Origin of the sequence: Bradyrhizobium sp. IC4060 (assembly GCF_020193715.1) — a bacterium.
Lineage (GTDB): Bacteria > Pseudomonadota > Alphaproteobacteria > Rhizobiales > Xanthobacteraceae > Bradyrhizobium > Bradyrhizobium yuanmingense.
In genome coordinates this window covers 1125860-1141252 of sequence record NZ_JADYVJ010000001.1, presented here as the reverse complement: position 1 = coordinate 1141252, position 15393 = coordinate 1125860, and the positions used below count along the sequence as shown (strand labels likewise).

The 15393-nt window shown below is 64.9% G+C and carries 15 protein-coding genes; 14 read left to right on the top strand and 1 reads right to left on the bottom strand.

The annotated features are described in order from the left end of the window. Position 1: 1 nt before the first annotated feature. The 14 genes from I6F16_RS05435 to I6F16_RS05370 all read left to right on the top strand — a co-directional run bounded on the left by I6F16_RS05435 (position 2) and on the right by I6F16_RS05370 (position 14453). The gene (locus I6F16_RS05435; RefSeq protein WP_109145859.1) at positions 2 to 262 is read left to right on the top strand and encodes a cytochrome C oxidase subunit IV family protein; all 261 of its coding nucleotides are present in this window, start codon (positions 2 to 4) and stop codon (positions 260 to 262) included. A gap of 95 nt (positions 263 to 357) precedes the next feature. Further along, the gene (locus I6F16_RS05430) at positions 358 to 810 is read left to right on the top strand and encodes a cytochrome c (RefSeq protein ID WP_036005521.1); all 453 of its coding nucleotides are present in this window, start codon (positions 358 to 360) and stop codon (positions 808 to 810) included. 41 nt (positions 811 to 851) lie between these two features. Next, on the top strand, positions 852 to 2198 hold the full coding sequence (locus tag I6F16_RS05425; protein WP_036023400.1) for a cbb3-type cytochrome c oxidase subunit I: 1347 nt from the start codon (positions 852 to 854) through the stop codon (positions 2196 to 2198). Between the two features lie 63 nt (positions 2199 to 2261). Beyond that, the gene (locus I6F16_RS05420) at positions 2262 to 3074 is read left to right on the top strand and encodes a CbbQ/NirQ/NorQ/GpvN family protein (RefSeq protein WP_225111793.1); all 813 of its coding nucleotides are present in this window, start codon (positions 2262 to 2264) and stop codon (positions 3072 to 3074) included. Between the two features lie 10 nt (positions 3075 to 3084). Beyond that, positions 3085 to 5001: a VWA domain-containing protein gene (locus tag I6F16_RS05415; protein ID WP_225111794.1), complete on the top strand. Its 1917-nt coding sequence runs from the start codon at positions 3085 to 3087 to the stop codon at positions 4999 to 5001. Between the two features lie 64 nt (positions 5002 to 5065). Continuing rightward, positions 5066 to 5728 carry an HAD family hydrolase gene (locus tag I6F16_RS05410; protein ID WP_225111795.1) on the top strand — a complete coding sequence of 221 codons (663 nt, stop codon included), beginning with the start codon at positions 5066 to 5068 and terminating at the stop codon, positions 5726 to 5728. 6 nt (positions 5729 to 5734) lie between these two features. Beyond that, complete coding sequence (locus I6F16_RS05405; protein WP_057030032.1) at positions 5735 to 6685, top strand: sugar-binding domain-containing protein; 951 nt, start codon at positions 5735 to 5737, stop codon at positions 6683 to 6685. Between the two features lie 216 nt (positions 6686 to 6901). Continuing rightward, positions 6902 to 8215, top strand: a complete 1314-nt coding sequence (locus tag I6F16_RS05400) for a sugar ABC transporter substrate-binding protein (RefSeq protein WP_225111796.1) — start codon at positions 6902 to 6904, stop codon at positions 8213 to 8215. 84 nt (positions 8216 to 8299) lie between these two features. Continuing rightward, positions 8300 to 9172, top strand: a complete 873-nt coding sequence (locus tag I6F16_RS05395; RefSeq protein WP_057030030.1) for a sugar ABC transporter permease — start codon at positions 8300 to 8302, stop codon at positions 9170 to 9172. A 1-nt stretch (position 9173) separates the two neighbouring features. Further along, the gene (locus I6F16_RS05390) at positions 9174 to 10004 is read left to right on the top strand and encodes a carbohydrate ABC transporter permease (protein WP_036005504.1); all 831 of its coding nucleotides are present in this window, start codon (positions 9174 to 9176) and stop codon (positions 10002 to 10004) included. A gap of 14 nt (positions 10005 to 10018) precedes the next feature. Beyond that, a complete protein-coding gene (locus I6F16_RS05385) occupies positions 10019 to 11026 on the top strand; it encodes an ABC transporter ATP-binding protein (protein WP_036005503.1) in 1008 nt (335 codons plus the stop codon). Between the two features lie 31 nt (positions 11027 to 11057). Next, positions 11058 to 11831 (top strand): SDR family oxidoreductase, encoded by a 774-nt coding sequence (locus I6F16_RS05380; RefSeq protein WP_225111797.1) that lies wholly within the window; start codon positions 11058 to 11060, stop codon positions 11829 to 11831. A gap of 34 nt (positions 11832 to 11865) precedes the next feature. Continuing rightward, complete coding sequence (locus I6F16_RS05375; protein ID WP_225111798.1) at positions 11866 to 13512, top strand: FGGY-family carbohydrate kinase; 1647 nt, start codon at positions 11866 to 11868, stop codon at positions 13510 to 13512. Between the two features lie 5 nt (positions 13513 to 13517). Then, positions 13518 to 14453, top strand: coding sequence for a carbohydrate kinase (locus tag I6F16_RS05370; RefSeq protein WP_225111799.1), 936 nt, complete (start codon positions 13518 to 13520; stop codon positions 14451 to 14453). A 6-nt stretch (positions 14454 to 14459) separates the two neighbouring features. On the opposite strand, the gene I6F16_RS05365 is transcribed toward I6F16_RS05370, so the two are convergent. Further along, positions 14460 to 15347 carry a LysR substrate-binding domain-containing protein gene (locus I6F16_RS05365; RefSeq protein WP_036005494.1) on the bottom strand — a complete coding sequence of 296 codons (888 nt, stop codon included), beginning with the start codon at positions 15345 to 15347 and terminating at the stop codon, positions 14460 to 14462. Positions 15348 to 15393: the final 46 nt, after the last annotated feature.

Sequence of the window (15393 nt, the reverse complement as noted above, 5' to 3'; positions counted from 1 at the left end):
GATGCCAGATCGTGTCGACGTCACCTGGATCGCCTTGATCGGCCTTGCGCTTGCGACCGTCCTGCTGCCGCCGCTGATACCACGGGCGCTGCTCGGCAACGCTCTGCTGCTTGCCTTCGCCGCGCTCAAGGGGCATCGCATCGCGCTCGACTTCATGGATCTTCGCGCCGTCCCCGCACTCTGGCGCGGTCTCGTCGCGAGCTGGATCCTCATCGTGCTGCTGCTTGCCTGGCTCGCCTCCGCGCTCGTCGCCCTGATCTGACGCGCTCATTGCGCCCTGACAAAGAACGGGCCGGGCAAAGCGGCAATAAATCACACCATCGCAATTTCGCAGGAATCAACCGGAAAGGATTGGCAATGGCTGAACGCCTGACCAAGTCGGCCGCTCGAAACGTCTTCTACGGCGGCTCGGCCTTTTTCTTCGCCATCTTCATAGGGCTAACGGCGCACAGCCATTACTACATGGCCACGACATCGACCGACGCAGCCACGCTGACGTCTTCGGTTGCCCGCGGCAAGCACGTCTGGGAGAAGAATTCTTGCATCAACTGTCATACCCTGCTGGGCGAGGGCGCCTACTTTGCGCCTGAAGTCGGCAATGTCTGGGATCGCTGGGGTGGCAACGAGGATCCGGCCGCCGCGCGCGAGACATTGAAGGCCTGGATGCAGTCGCAGCCTTCGGGCGCACCGGGCCGCCGGCAGATGCCTCAATTCAACCTCACCGACCAGGAGCTCGATGATCTCGCCGACTTCCTGCAATGGACCAGCAAGATCAAGCGCCAAGAGTGGCCGCCGAACAAGGCGGGCTGAGCGCATCGCTTCCTGAAATCCCTCAAGACAGAGAGCCTGAGATGAAATATCAGACCCAGAAAGTCGCGATGCTGTATTTCTACGGCGCGCTGACCCTGTTCGTGGCGCAGGTCCTATTCGGTCTCGTCGCTGGAACGATCTACGTCCTGCCCAACACGCTGTCGACCCTGCTGCCGTTCAACGTCGTCAGGATGATCCACACCAACGCGCTGATCGTGTGGTCGTTGATCGGCTTCATGGGCGCGACCTACTTCCTGCTGCCCGAGGAAACCGAGACAGAGCTCTACAGCCCGCTGCTGGCCAAGATCCAGTTCTGGATGTTTTTCGGTGCTGCGGGTGTGGCTGTGGTCGGTTATCTCTTCCAATACCACGAGGGCCGCGAATTCCTCGAACAGCCCTTCATCATCAAGGTCGGCATCGTCGTCGTCTGCCTGATGTTCCTGTTCAACGTCACCATGACGGCGCTGAAGGGCCGTAAGACCACGATCACCAACATCCTGCTATTCGGGCTGTGGGGCGTTGCGATCTTCTTCCTGTTCGCCTTTTACAACCCGGTAAATCTCGCGGTCGACAAGATGTACTGGTGGTATGTTGTTCATCTCTGGGTCGAGGGCGTCTGGGAGCTGATCATGGCCTCCGTGCTCGCTTATCTCATGATCAAGCTCAACGGCATCGACCGCGAAGTGGTCGAGAAGTGGCTCTACGTCATCATCGGGCTGGCGCTGTTCTCCGGCATCCTCGGCACCGGCCATCATTTCTACTGGATCGGCGCGCCCGGTTACTGGCAGTGGATCGGCTCGCTGTTCTCCACGCTCGAGGTCGCGCCGTTCTTCACCATGGTGATCTTCACGGTGCAAATGACCTGGAAGGCCGGCCGCAAGCACCCGAACCGCGCTGCATTGTTGTGGTCGGTCGGCTGCTCGGTCATGGCGTTCCTCGGCGCCGGTGTCTGGGGTTTCCTGCACACCCTGTCCTCGGTCAACTACTACACCCACGGCACCCAGGTTACCGCCGCGCACGGCCATCTCGCCTTCTTCGGCGCCTATGTGATGCTGAACCTGTCCGTGATGGCCTATGCAATCCCACAGATCAGAGGGCGTGCGCCCTACAATCAATGGCTCTCCATGGCGAGCTTCTGGATCATGTGCACCGCCATGATGGTGATGACCTTCGCGCTGACCTTCGCCGGCGTGGTCCAGGTCCATCTCCAGCGCGTGCTCGGCCAGGGCTACATGGACGTGCAGGACCAGCTCGCGATGTTTTACTGGGTCCGGCTGGGGTCCGGCGTGTTCGTCGCGATCTCCGCGCTGATGTTCGTGTGGGCCGTGCTTGTGCCCGGTCGCGCCCGTCAGCCGGTCATCCCCGGCGCGTTGCAGCCGGCCGAGTGAGCGCGCAAAGGCGGCCGTGGCTCGCTGCGGCCGCCGTCACTATGTGAATTCCGGAGAAAGACCATGAATGCAGCACTTCTCGCCGTGGCGAAGCCCGAACCTCAGCCGCCCGCCTATATTGCCAGTGGCAACGAATGCGCGCTGTTCGAGCACGCTTGGCGCAATCAGCTGCCGGTGCTGCTGAAGGGGCCGACCGGCTGCGGCAAGACGCGCTTCGTCACGCATATGGCGGCGCGGCTGGGATTGCCGCTGCATACCGTCGCCTGCCACGACGATCTCACCGCGGCCGATCTCACCGGCCGCTATCTGCTCAGGGGCGGCGATACCGTGTGGAGCGACGGCCCGTTGACGCGGGCGTTGCGCGAGGGCGGCATCTGCTATCTCGACGAGGTCGTGGAGGCGCGCAAGGACGTAACGGTGGTGCTGCATCCCCTGACCGACGATCGCCGCATCCTGCCTCTGGAGCGTACCGGCGAGCAGCTTGCCGCGCCGAACAGCTTCATGCTCGTCGTCTCCTACAATCCAGGCTATCAGACGCTGCTCAAGGCGCTCAAGCCGTCGACGCGGCAGCGCTTTGTCGCGATCGAGTTCGGCTTCCTGCCGCCGGAGCAGGAGATTGCGGTGGTCGCCGCCGAGAGCGGACTATCGCCGGAGCGCGTGCGGCCGCTGGTCGGGCTGGCTGGCCGGCTGCGCGCGCTGAAGGGCCACGACCTGGAGGAGGGTGTCTCGACCCGGCTCGTCGTCTATTGCGCGACCCTGATTGCGGCCGGCATGCCGACGGCCGATGCCGTGCTCGCTGGCATGATCGAGCCGCTGACCGACGATGCCGATGTCAAGGCGGCGCTGCTGGACGTCGCGCGTGCCGTGATCGGCTGAGGCGGCTCCGATGCTCGATTTCCCCGAACTGGAAGAGACCGTCGGCCGCGCCTGGCACCGCATGGTCGGTGGCACCGCCAGCTATCCGGTTCATGACGAGCATGCGGTCTCGCTTGCGGAAATGAGAAACAGGCTCGCGGTGATGTTCCGCGCGCTGGGCGGTGAGGCGGGTGTGCAGATCGCCGGTGCCGGCGCGCGCAAGTCCGGGCATCGGCTCGGCTGGCGGCAACGCATCGGTCTCGGTGACGAGCGCCTGGAGCAGCCGGGCCGCGATGCCACCTCCATCTTCCTTCCTGAAAGCATCGCGATCTTTCCCGACAACGCGCTGAATGCAGCGCTCTATCGCTGGCTCGCGGCATGGTTCGCAGCCGCGCCGATCGAAACCATCACCGAATCCGATCCGCTGCGGCGGGATCTTCTGGTGTTGCGCCGGGCCAGCGAGACGGCGGTCTTCGTGCTCACGCAATTTCCCGGCCTCGTCGACGACTATGCGCAACTCGCCGCAGCAACTGCCGAAGCCAGGCCGCGTCGCCCCTTGCCGCGCATCGAGCAGGAGGTCGAGCAGATCGTGCTGGCGCTACTAGGAACCGGAAAGGCGCCTGCGGGCAAGCTGTGGCCGGCGATGATGGGAACGGAGCCGCTGCCGGTCAAGGCGCCGCCTGGCTATCGCTCGATGCTTCCGTGCCCGCTGTGGGGCGATTGCTGGACCCGCGAGCTGTCGCCTGCGCATGCGGGCGTGGATGAATGCGCCGATGGTGCGGAGGCCGCGAGCGAGGACAATCGCAAGCACTTTGCCGTGCGCGAGCGCGAGGACGGCGCCAATCGCCGCGATCCCTTCGTACTCAACCGCTTCGAGAAAATTCTCGCGATGGCCGAGATGGTCAATGTCGACCGCCCCACCGATGACAGTGAGGAGGAGGATGCGCAGAAGGCGGCGGACGATCTCGAGGAGATAACGCTCAGCCGCCGCAGCGGCAAGCCGGCGGGCCGGTTCAAGTTTGATCTCGACCTCCCGCCGGAGGCCCTCGATGCCTCGCGCTTGACTGCGGACCTGACCTATCCGGAATGGGATTATCGCAGCGGCTCCTATCTGCCGGCTCATTGCCGCGTACTGGCATCTGCCGCCCCCGAGAATGGGGAAAGCTGGACGCCCGACGAGACCATGCGCCGGCACATCCGCCAGGTGCGCCGCCGCTTCGAGGTCCTGCGGCCGCGCCATGAGTTGATGCGTGCCCAGGCCGACGGGCATGATCTGGATCTAGACGCGCTGGTGCGTGCGCGGTGCGATCTCCGCGCCGGCAGCAGCAGCGGTCTTGATCGCGTCCATTTGGCGATGCGCCCGCAAGGTCACGATCTCGCTGTCACGCTGCTGGTCGACGTCTCGCTCTCCACGGACGCCTGGGCCAATGGCTACCGCGTGCTCGACGTCGAGAAGGAGGCGCTGCTCGTGCTTGCCCACGGCCTATCAGCCTGCGGCGATCACCACAGCATCCTGACCTTCACCTCGCGCCGGCGCTCCTGGGTGCGGCTCGAGACGGTTAAGGCGTTCGGCGAGCCGATGAGTGACGTGGTCGAGCGCTGCATTGGCGCGCTCAAGCCCGGCTATTACACGCGGATCGGTGCGGCGGTACGGCATGCCGGCGCCGAGCTTGCACGCCAGCCGCAGCGCAAGAAGCTGCTGCTCGTCCTCACCGACGGCAAACCGAACGACGTCGACCACTATGAAGGGCGCTTTGCGGTCGAAGACACCAGAAAGTCCGTGCAGGAAGCGCGCCGGCTCGGGATCACGGTGTTCGGCGTAACGATCGACGCGGCGGCGCAATCCTATTTTCCGGCCCTGTTCGGGCGCAGCGGCTATGCGATCGTCGGCAACATCAAACGATTGCCCGCGGCACTGCCGGCGATCTACCGGCAGGTGGCACACTGATGCGGTTCATGCAACTGGGCGTTGGGCTATTGCTCAAGGCTTGGGTATATGATCGAATGGCCGGATGGAGCAGGGCCGGCCAAATCCCGATCTGATCATCTTCGACTGCGACGGCGTGCTCGTCGACAGCGAGCTCTTGAGCTGCCGCTGCCTGTCCGAGGTCCTGGCGGAATTCGGTCTCGTGCTCAGCGAGGAGCAGGCGCTCGAGCTGTTTCTCGGACGCAGCACCAAGGCCGTCGAGCAGCATTATCGCGATCTCGGGCACTCGCTGACGGACGCCTTCCCGCCCCGACTGAAGTCGCGTGTGCTGGAGAATTTTGCCGCCTCGCTCGCGCCGATTCCCGGGGTGGAGGCGGCGATCTCCGGACTGACCGTGCCATTCTGCGTTGCCTCGTCGAGCGATCTCGACCGCGTCTCGCTCTCGCTCGACGTCACCAGTCTTCGGGCATATTTCGGCGATCGGATCTACACCGCGCAGATGGTCAGGCACGGCAAGCCGGCGCCTGATCTCTTTCTTCATGCGGCCGAGAGCATGCGCACGCCGCCATCGCGCACGCTGGTGATCGAGGATAGCGTCAGCGGCGTGCAGGCGGGTAAGGCGGCCGGCATGACCGTCTGGGGATTTGTCGGCGGCGGCCATTATCGCAGCCGCGATGGCCGGGCTATATTATCGGCCGCCGGGGCCGATCGGGTCTTTACACATATGAGCGATCTCTGGGAGGTGTGAGCGCGCATGGCCGCCGAGAACGACAAGTCGAGACTCGACGACGCCGCGCGCGCCGGCTGGCTCTATTTCATTGCCGGTCACACACAGGACGAGATCGCAAAGATGCTTCAGGTGTCGCGGGCTTCGGCGCAGCGGCTGGTCTCGTTGTGCCTCGCCGAGCGGCTCATCACCTTCCGGCTCGAGCACCCCATCGCAGCCTGCATGGAGCTGGCGGCGCGCTTGAAGCAACGCTTCGACCTCGTTCATTGCGAGGTGGTGCCGGCCGATCCGGCCGCGCCGCAGGCGGTGGCTGGAATCGCCGAGCGCTGCGCCAATTTGCTCGATTCCACGCTGCGTTCGGAGACGCCCGTGATCGTCGCGCTCGGCACGGGCCGGGCGGTGCGTGCCGCCGTCGAGCGCGTCACGCCGATCGAGCGGCCCAATCACCAGATCGTCTCGCTGGTCGGCAACATCTCCGCCGACGGCTCGGCGAGCTTCTACGACACCGTCGGCCGGCTCGCCGACCGCACCGGCGCGCGGCACTATCCGATGCCGCTGCCGTTCCTGATGTCGTCGGAGGACGAGCGCAACAGGATGGTGCGCATCGAGCCGATCGCGAAGGTGAAGGCGGTCGCGGCAAGGGCTGACTTGCGCCTCGTCGGCATCGGCCAGATGGATCAGAAGGCGCAGGTGCACGTCGACGGCTTCGTCACCCGCGACGAATTGTTCGAGATGATGCGGCTGGGCGCCATCGGCGAGATCACCGGCTGGGCCTATGACGCCAAGGGCCGCCTGCTCAAGGCCGGCACCAACAAGCGCCTCACCAGCATTCCGCCGGAAGTGCCGGCGAAGACCACGACCATCGGTGCGGCGGTGGGCGCAGCCAAGGTGGCGGCGATTGCAGCCGCGCTGAGCGGCGGGCTGATCAACGGATTGATCACGGACGAGGCGACGGCAAGAGCGATTCTGGAGCGGTAAAGCGCTCACGCTTCGCGTGCCTACCACACTGGATGCTTCGCGTTCGCGGAGCACGACAGCCGTGGGTGAAGCAAAACCTCCCCATCCTTCCCGCACCGCAGCACTCACGAGTTGCTGGAATGCCCACGCGGCTGCTTGACAACGTGCCGCCCTTGCGCTGAACATACGCCCAACGCGTGGGCATATGCCCAAAACGCAGATTGAGGGGAGGTCACCGTGAAACATGTCCTGGGCGCCGTCTGCGGCGCGTCTTGCCTGCTGCTGGCCGTCCCGGCGACGGCCGAAACGACCCTGACGATCGCCACCGTCAACAATGGCGACATGATCCGCATGCAGGGGCTGACGGGTGAGTTCACCAAGAAGAACCCTGACATCACCGTGAAATGGGTGACGCTGGAGGAGAACGTGCTGCGCCAGCGCGTCACCACCGATATCGCCACCAAGGGTGGCCAGTTCGATGTCCTCACCATCGGCACGTACGAGGTGCCGATCTGGGCCAAGAAGGGCTGGCTGGTACCGCTCGCCAACCTCGGCGCCGATTACGACGTCGCCGACCTCCTGCCCAAGATCAAGGACGCGGTCTCCGCCGACGGCAAGCTCTACGCCGCGCCGTTCTACGGCGAGAGCTCGATGGTGATGTACCGCACTGATCTGTTCGAGAAGGCCGGCCTGAAGATGCCGGAAAAGCCGAGCTGGGATTTCGTGATCGATGCGGCCAAGAAGCTGACCGACAAGAGCGCCGGCACCTACGGCATCTGCCTGCGCGGCAAGGCAGGCTGGGGCGAGAACATGGCGTTCCTCTCGGCGATGGCCAATTCCTATGGCGCGCGCTGGTTCGACGAAAAGTGGCAGCCGCAGTTCAACACGCCGGAATGGAAGACGACACTCACGACCTACGTCAACCTGATGAAGGAAGCCGGGCCTCCCGGCGCCAGCTCCAACGGCTTCAACGAGAATCTGGCGCTGTTCAACGCCGGCAAATGCGCGATGTGGATCGACGCCACGGTCGCGGCGTCCTTCGTCACCAACCCTAAGGAGTCTAAGGTCGCCGACAAGGTCGGCTTCGCGCTCGCGCCCAACTCCGGGCTCGGCAAGAACGCCAACTGGCTGTGGGCCTGGAATCTCGCAATCCCTGCCGGCTCCAAGAAGACGGAAGCCGCCGAGAAGTTCATCGCCTGGGCCACCAGCAAGGACTACACCAAGCTGGTGGCCTCGAAGGAGGGCTGGGCCAACGTGCCGCCGGGCACGCGTACCTCGCTCTACCAGAACGATGAGTACCTGAAGGTCGCGCCGTTTGCGAAACTGACGCTGGCCTCGATCGACGCCGCCGATCCCAACAAGCCGACGGTGAAGCCCGTTCCCTACGTCGGCGTGCAATACGCCGCCATCCCTGAATTCCAGGGCATCGGCACGCAGGTGGGCCAGCAGTTCTCGGCGGCGCTTGCGGGATCGATGACGGTCGATGCGGCGCTCACGGCTGCGCAGTCCGCTACCGAGCGCGAGATGAAGCGCGCCGGCTACATCAAGTGAACCCGGGCTCTCCCTGAGCTCAAACTTGCGGCCATCCATCCTTGCTGGATGGCCGCCCTTCTTCCTCCGAGCGGAGCGCCAAGAATGGCAACCCGGCAGACGCAGCTTCTTGCGCGGTCGCTCCTGACCCCGGCCGTCGGACTGCTGTTCATCTGGATGATCGTCCCGCTGGCGCTGACGATCTACTTCTCGACGCTGCATTACAGCCTGCTCGATCCCGGCTCGGAATCGTTCGTCGGCCTTGAAAACTTCCGCTACTTCCTCACCGATCCTGCCTTCCTCGCCTCGCTTCAGAACACGCTGGTGCTGGTCGGCTCGGTGCTGGCGCTGACCATCCTGCTCGGCATTCCCCTGGCGCTGCTGATGGACCAACCCGTGATCGGCCGCAATATCGTGCGGTTGATGGTGATCGCCCCGTTCTTCGTGATGCCGACGGTGAGCGCGCTGGTCTGGAAGAACCTGTTGATGCATCCGGTGTCGGGATTGTTCGCCTGGCTCGCCTCGCTGTTCGGCCTGACGCCGATCGATTGGTTCAACGACGTGCCGCTGTTTGCGGTGATTTTGATCGTGACCTGGCAATGGCTGCCGTTCGCGACCCTGATCCTGCTCACCGCGCTGCAATCGCTCGACGAAGAGCAGAAGGAAGCCGCCGAGATGGACGGCGCCAGCGCCGTCTCGACCTTCATCTACATCACGCTGCCGCACCTCGCGCGTCCCATCACGGTGGTGATCCTGATCGAGACCATTTTCCTGCTGACGGTGTTCGCCGAGATCTTCGTCACCACCGGCGGCGGGCCGGGCCTGCAAACCACCAACATCGCCTTCCTGATCTATTCGCAGGCGCTGATCCAGTTCGATGTCGGCAGCGCCTCGGCGGGCGGGCTCGTCGCGGTGGTCATCGCCAACATCGTCGCCTTCTTCCTGGTCCGCATCGTCGGCCGCAACCTGGAGGCCTGACATGGCACGGATGGCGACGACGCGGCGGGTGATGATATCGACGGCGGCGGCCTGGCTGTTCGGCTTCCTGATCTTCTTTCCCATCCTGTGGATGGGGCTGGCGAGCTTCAAGACCGAGCTCGAGGCCTTCGCAATCCCGCCATCCTTCCTGTTCTTCCACTGGACCACGGAAAACTACGCCACCGTGCAGGAACGCAGCGATTATCTGCACCACGCGATGAACTCGATCATCATCGCCGGCGGCTCGACGCTCATTGCGCTGCTGATCGCCATTCCGGCGGCCTGGTCGATGGCGTTCTCGCCGACCAAGCGCACCAAGGACATCCTGCTCTGGATGCTCTCGACCAAGATGATGCCGCCGGTCGGCGTGTTGGTGCCGATCTACCTGATCTACAAGAGCCTCGGGCTGCTCGATTCCCGCATCGGCCTCGTCTTCATCCTCTGCCTCGGGAATCTGCCGATCGTCATCTGGATGCTCTTCACATATTTCAAGGAGATCCCGCGCGACATCTTAGAGGCCGCGCGCATGGACGGCGCCACGATCGGCCGCGAGCTCGTGTATGTGCTGACGCCGATGGCGATCCCGGGACTGGCGTCCACGCTGCTGCTCAATCTGATCCTGGCCTGGAACGAGGCGTTCTGGACGCTGAACCTGTCCACCTCGAGCGCTGCGCCGCTCACCACGTTCATCGCCTCCTATTCGAGCCCCGAAGGGCTGTTCTGGGCAAAACTGTCGGCGGCGTCCACGCTGGCGATCGCGCCCATTCTCGTCCTGGGTTGGTTCAGCCAGAAGCAGCTCGTGCGCGGGCTCACCTTTGGCGCGGTGAAATAGGGGGCTGCCGGATCATGGGTCAGATCACACTTCAGGGCGTGCAGAAATCCTTCGGCCCCGTGCACATCATCAAGGGCGCCGACCTCGAGATCGCCGATGGCTCCTTCGTGGTGTTCGTCGGTCCCTCCGGCTGCGGCAAGACCACGCTGCTGCGGCTGATCGCGGGGCTCGAGGACGTCAGCGGCGGCAAGATCCTGATCGACGGCAAGAACGTCGTCGATACGCCGCCCGCCAAGCGCGGGCTGTCGATGGTGTTCCAGTCCTACGCGCTCTATCCACATATGAGCGTGCGCGGCAATATCGGCTTCGGCCTCAAGATGGCGGGCTTGCCGAAGGACGAGATCAACCGCAAGGTCGAGGCGGCCGCCGCGACGCTGAATCTCACGCCCTACCTCGACCGCAAGCCGCGCGAGCTCTCCGGCGGCCAGCGCCAGCGCGTCGCGATCGGCCGCGCCATCGTCCGCGAGCCCAAGGCATTCCTGTTCGACGAGCCGCTCTCCAACCTCGACGCCGCGCTGCGCGTGCAGATGCGCATCGAGGTGACGCGACTTCAGAAGCAGCTCGGCACCACCGCGATCTACGTCACCCACGACCAGGTCGAGGCCATGACCATGGCCGACAAGATCGTCGTGCTCAACGGCGGCAAGATCGAGCAATATGGCTCGCCGCTGGAACTTTACGAGCGACCCGCCAATCTCTTCGTCGCCGGCTTCATCGGCTCGCCCAAGATGAATTTCGTCACCGGCGAGCCCGCTTTGCAGAAGGGGGCAGCGACGATCGGCGTCCGGCCGGAGCATCTGAAGATCGAGCGTGACGGCGGTGGCGGCTGGCAGGGCACCATTGCGGTGGCCGAGCATCTCGGCAGTGACACCTTCCTCTACGTCGACGCCGGTGCGCTCGGCATGCTGACGGCGCGCTACATCGGCGAATTGAGCCTGCATGCCGGCGACCGGGTCTCGCTGATGCCCGACCCTGCGCGCATTCACCGCTTCGACGAGAGCGGCAACGCTCTTCGGGGCTGACAAGAAACGGCAAGAAGACGGAAAGACGACCATGTATCTGGAAAAATTCAGGCTGAGCGGCAAGACCGCGTTCATCACCGGCGGCGCCCAGGGCATCGGCCTCGCCTGCGCGGAGGCACTGGCCGAGGCCGGCGCGAAGGTCATCATTGGCGACCGCGACGGCAAGGTCGCCGACGGCGCCAAAGCCAGCCTGAGGGCGAAGGGCTACGACATCGAGACCGCAATTATGGACGTCACCAACACCACACGCGTGGCGGAGGTGGCAAATGATCTCGTCGCCCGCCATGGCAAGGTCGACATCCTCGTCAACAATGCCGGCATCGCGCGGAGCGAGACGCCGGCCGAGACCGTTACCGACGAGCACTGGCTCAACGTCATCGACGTCAATCTCAACGGCACCTTCTGGTGCTGCCGCGAGTTCGGCAAGCACATGTTGAAGGCTGGAAGCGGCGCCATCGTCAATGTCGGCTCGATGAGCGGCTTCATCGTCAACAAGCCGCAGGAGCAGTGCTTCTATAACGCCTCCAAGGCCGCCGTGCACCATCTGACCAAGTCGCTGGCCGCCGAATGGGGCGCGCGCGGCATCCGCGTCAACGCGGTGGCGCCGACCTATATCGAGACGCCGCTCAACGCCTTTGTGAAGAGCAATCCGAAAATGTATGACGCCTGGATCGGTGGAACTCCGATGGCGCGCATGGGGCAGGTCGAGGAGATCGCCTCCGTCGTGCTGTTCCTCTCGTCCGAGGCCGCGAGCCTGATGACTGGCAGCATCGTGCTGGTGGATGGCGGCTACACTTGCTGGTAGGCTCACCGTCAAAACGGACGGACCGGGAGAGACCATGCCGCGAGCGTATATCGGCGTCGACGTGGGGACCACGAGCACGCGGGCAGGGGTGTTTGACGAGGCCGGCACGCTGCTCGCGACGGCCCGGCATCCGATCAGGATCTGGCACGAGGCCGGCGACATCGTCGAGCAGTCGTCGGAGGACATCTGGCAGGCCTGCGCCAAATCGGTGCGCGCGGCGATGGCGGAAGCAGCGATTACGCCGGGCAGCATCGGCGGCATCGGTTTCGACGCCACCTGTTCCCTCGTGGTGCTCGATCCGCAAGGCGAGCCGCTCACCGTCAGCACCTCCGGCGAGGCGCAGCGCAACGTCATCGTCTGGATGGACCATCGCGCCACGGCCGAAGCGCGGCTGATCAACGAGACCGAGGATGCCGTGCTGCGCTATGTCGGCGGCTCGATCTCGCCGGAGATGGAGATGCCGAAGCTGCTATGGCTGAAGCGGCATCTGCGCGCGAGTTTCGATGCCGCCGGTCACTTCTTCGACCTGGCCGATTATCTGACCTGGCGGGCGACCGGCGCGCTGCAGCGCTCGACCTGCACCGTCACCTGCAAGTGGAACTATCTCGCCCATGACGGCGGCGGCTGGAGCGCGCCGTTCTTCAAGCGCATCGGCCTGTCCGACTTCGTCGCCGAAAAATACGCGCGCATCGGCACCGAAATCGTTGCGCCCGGTACGCGCCTCGGCGTCGGGCTCACGCCGGCAGCAGCAGTCGAGCTCGGCCTTCCTCCGGGCACCCCGGTCGGCGCCTCCCTGATCGATGCCCATGCCGGCGGTATCGGTGCGATTGGCGGCCGTGACGGGGCAGCCGGCCCGAGCGATGTCGGCGATCGTCTCGCCTACATCATGGGAACGTCGGCCTGCATCATGGCGACGACGAAGGAGCCGTGCTTCGTGCCGGGCGTTTGGGGTCCCTATTATTCCGGCATGGTGCCGGATTTCTGGCTCAATGAAGGCGGGCAGTCCGCCGCGGGCGCTGCGATCGATCATCTCCTCAAGTCGCATCCCGGCCATGGCGAGGCGAGCGCGGCGGCACGCAGCGAAGGCCTCGATCTCATCGATTTCCTCGAGCGCCGCATCATCGCGCGCTCCGGCGGTGCCAGCCGCGCCGCGCTGCTGGCGCGCGACGTCCACGTGCTGCCGGAATTCATTGGCAACCGCTCGCCCTATGCCGATCCCGACACGCGCGCGGTGATCGCGGGCCTTGATCTCGACACCGACATCGCCGCGATGGAACGGCTGTTCGTCGCCGGCCTCTGCGGTCTTGCCTACGGGCTTGCGGAGGTCATCGAGGCTTTTGCCGCGCATGGGGTCCGCTCCAGCATCATGATCATGGGTGGCGGTGCCAGCCGCAGTCCTTTGGTGCGGCAGATCATGGCGGATACCACCGGTCTCACGGTCGCGTTGCCGCAGACGAAGGAGCCGGTGCTGCTGGGCGCCGCGATGTTAGGGGCGGTCGCCGGTGGCGCCTATGCCTCGATCGGTGAGACCATGGCCAAGATGTCGGCGCTGGGACGCAAGAGCGAGCCGACCGCGCCTGATATGGCCGCGTTTCACGCCCGCAAGCGCGAGGTCTACAAGCTGCTGCGCGAGCTCGATCGCGGCAGCCGTGCCGCGATGCGCAGCGTCGCGAGAGGTTGAAGGACATGCTGATTGCCTGCGGCGACGCGCTGATCGATTTCGTGCCGACGCGAAACGTCGAAGGGCGCGAAGCGGTGATGCCCGCGGTCGGCGGCTCCTGCCTCAACGTCGCGATCGGCATGGCGCGGCTGGGCGCGCCGACTGGTTTCGTCGGCGGCATCTCGACCGACCTGTTCGGGCGCATGATCGCCGATCATGCCTCCGCATCGAAGGTTGCACTCGATCTCGCCACCCGCAGCGACCACCAGACCACGCTCGCCTTTGTCCGCATTGTCGAGGGCGAGTCGCACTACGCCTTCTACGATGCCGAGACCGCGACGCGGAACTGGACTTACCGGCATGGGTCCATTCCGTTCGATACTGTCGAGGCCGTCCATGTCGGCTCGACCACGCTGGTCAACGACCAGGGTGCGGCCGAGATCAAGGCGCTGATCGCAGACGCGCGGGCGTCGTCCACGATCTCCTTCGATCCGAACTGCCGACCGAACCTCGTCAAGGACAAGCCAACCTATCTCGGCCGAATGGCCGAGTTCGCCGGAAGCGCCGATCTCATCAAGATGTCGGACGTCGATTTCGCCTATCTCTTCGGCGAGGAGCCGTATCAGCAGCGCGCGAGCACATTGCTGGGGCAGGGGACGAGCCTCGTCGTCATCACCCGCGGCAACAACGGTGCCATAGCCTGGCATGCGCAAGCAGGGCAGATCGAAGTGCAAGCACCGAAGGTCGAGGTGGCGGACACTATTGGCGCCGGCGACAGCTTTCAGGCGGCGCTGCTGTTGGCACTTTACAAGCAGGATCGCATCGCCCGGCCGAGATTGAAGGACATCGGCGCGGACGAGCTCCGCCGTGCGCTTTCCTTCGCCGCCAATTGTGCCGGCCTGACCTGCACCCGTCCGGGCGCCGATCCGCCTTGGAGCCACGAGATCAATTGGGACTGGTAGCCCACGTCACATCCGCGCGACGGCCTTCTCGGCACATTTGAGGAAGGTTCCGATCAACGGACTGTGGGAGTCCCGCCGCCAACAGACTGCGATGTCGAGGGAGTCAGTGACGTCACGCAGGGGTCTGAACACGACTCCGCGTGGCGCGCCGAGCTGTGCGCAGGCCGGCAGGATGGCGAGACCTTCGCCGGCCAGGACCAGGCTCATCGCCGAATGCACCGTCTCCACCCGGCTGGCGATCGGCATCACCACCTGGTGCCGACGCAATAAAGGGACGACCGCGGAGGAGGCGGGCCCATGGTCCGGATGCGGGAGTGCGATCAGCGGGCGGCCCTGCAGCCGGGCCATCGGCACCGAGCTCAAGCGGGCGAGTGGCGAGCGGATCGGCATGGCCAGCATGAAAGGCTGTGCACCGATCTTTGCCACCTGTATCTCGGGATGATTGATTGCGGGCATACACAGCGCGACTGTGACGCTGCGGTCGAGCACGCGGGCCTCGCGCGTCGAGGCGCTCAGCTCAACGAAGCTGAGATCGACGCCGGGAACGGCGCGGCGCAGTTCGGGGATGAGTCGCGGCAACATCGCATTCGCCAGCACGAACATGTAACCGACTGACAGCCGGCCGCGCCGTCCCGAAGCAACCGCGCGTGCGGCTTCGGCGCCGTCGGCTGCCAACGCCAGCGCTTCGCTGGCGCGCGCCAGCAATGCCTGGCCGGCCTCGGTCAGATCCATGCCACGGGTGCCGCGGCGGAACAGCGGCGCGCCGATCTCGGCCTCGAGCTTGCGGATCTGGACCGAGAGCGGCGGCTGCGCCATCCGGAGCTGCTCGGCCGCCTTGCCGATGCTGCGCGCCTCGGCGACGGCGACAAAATAGCGGAGCCGGCGAAGATCCATTGGCATACCGAGAGCGTATGGGTTGGCGATGAAAATGGTATTGGAC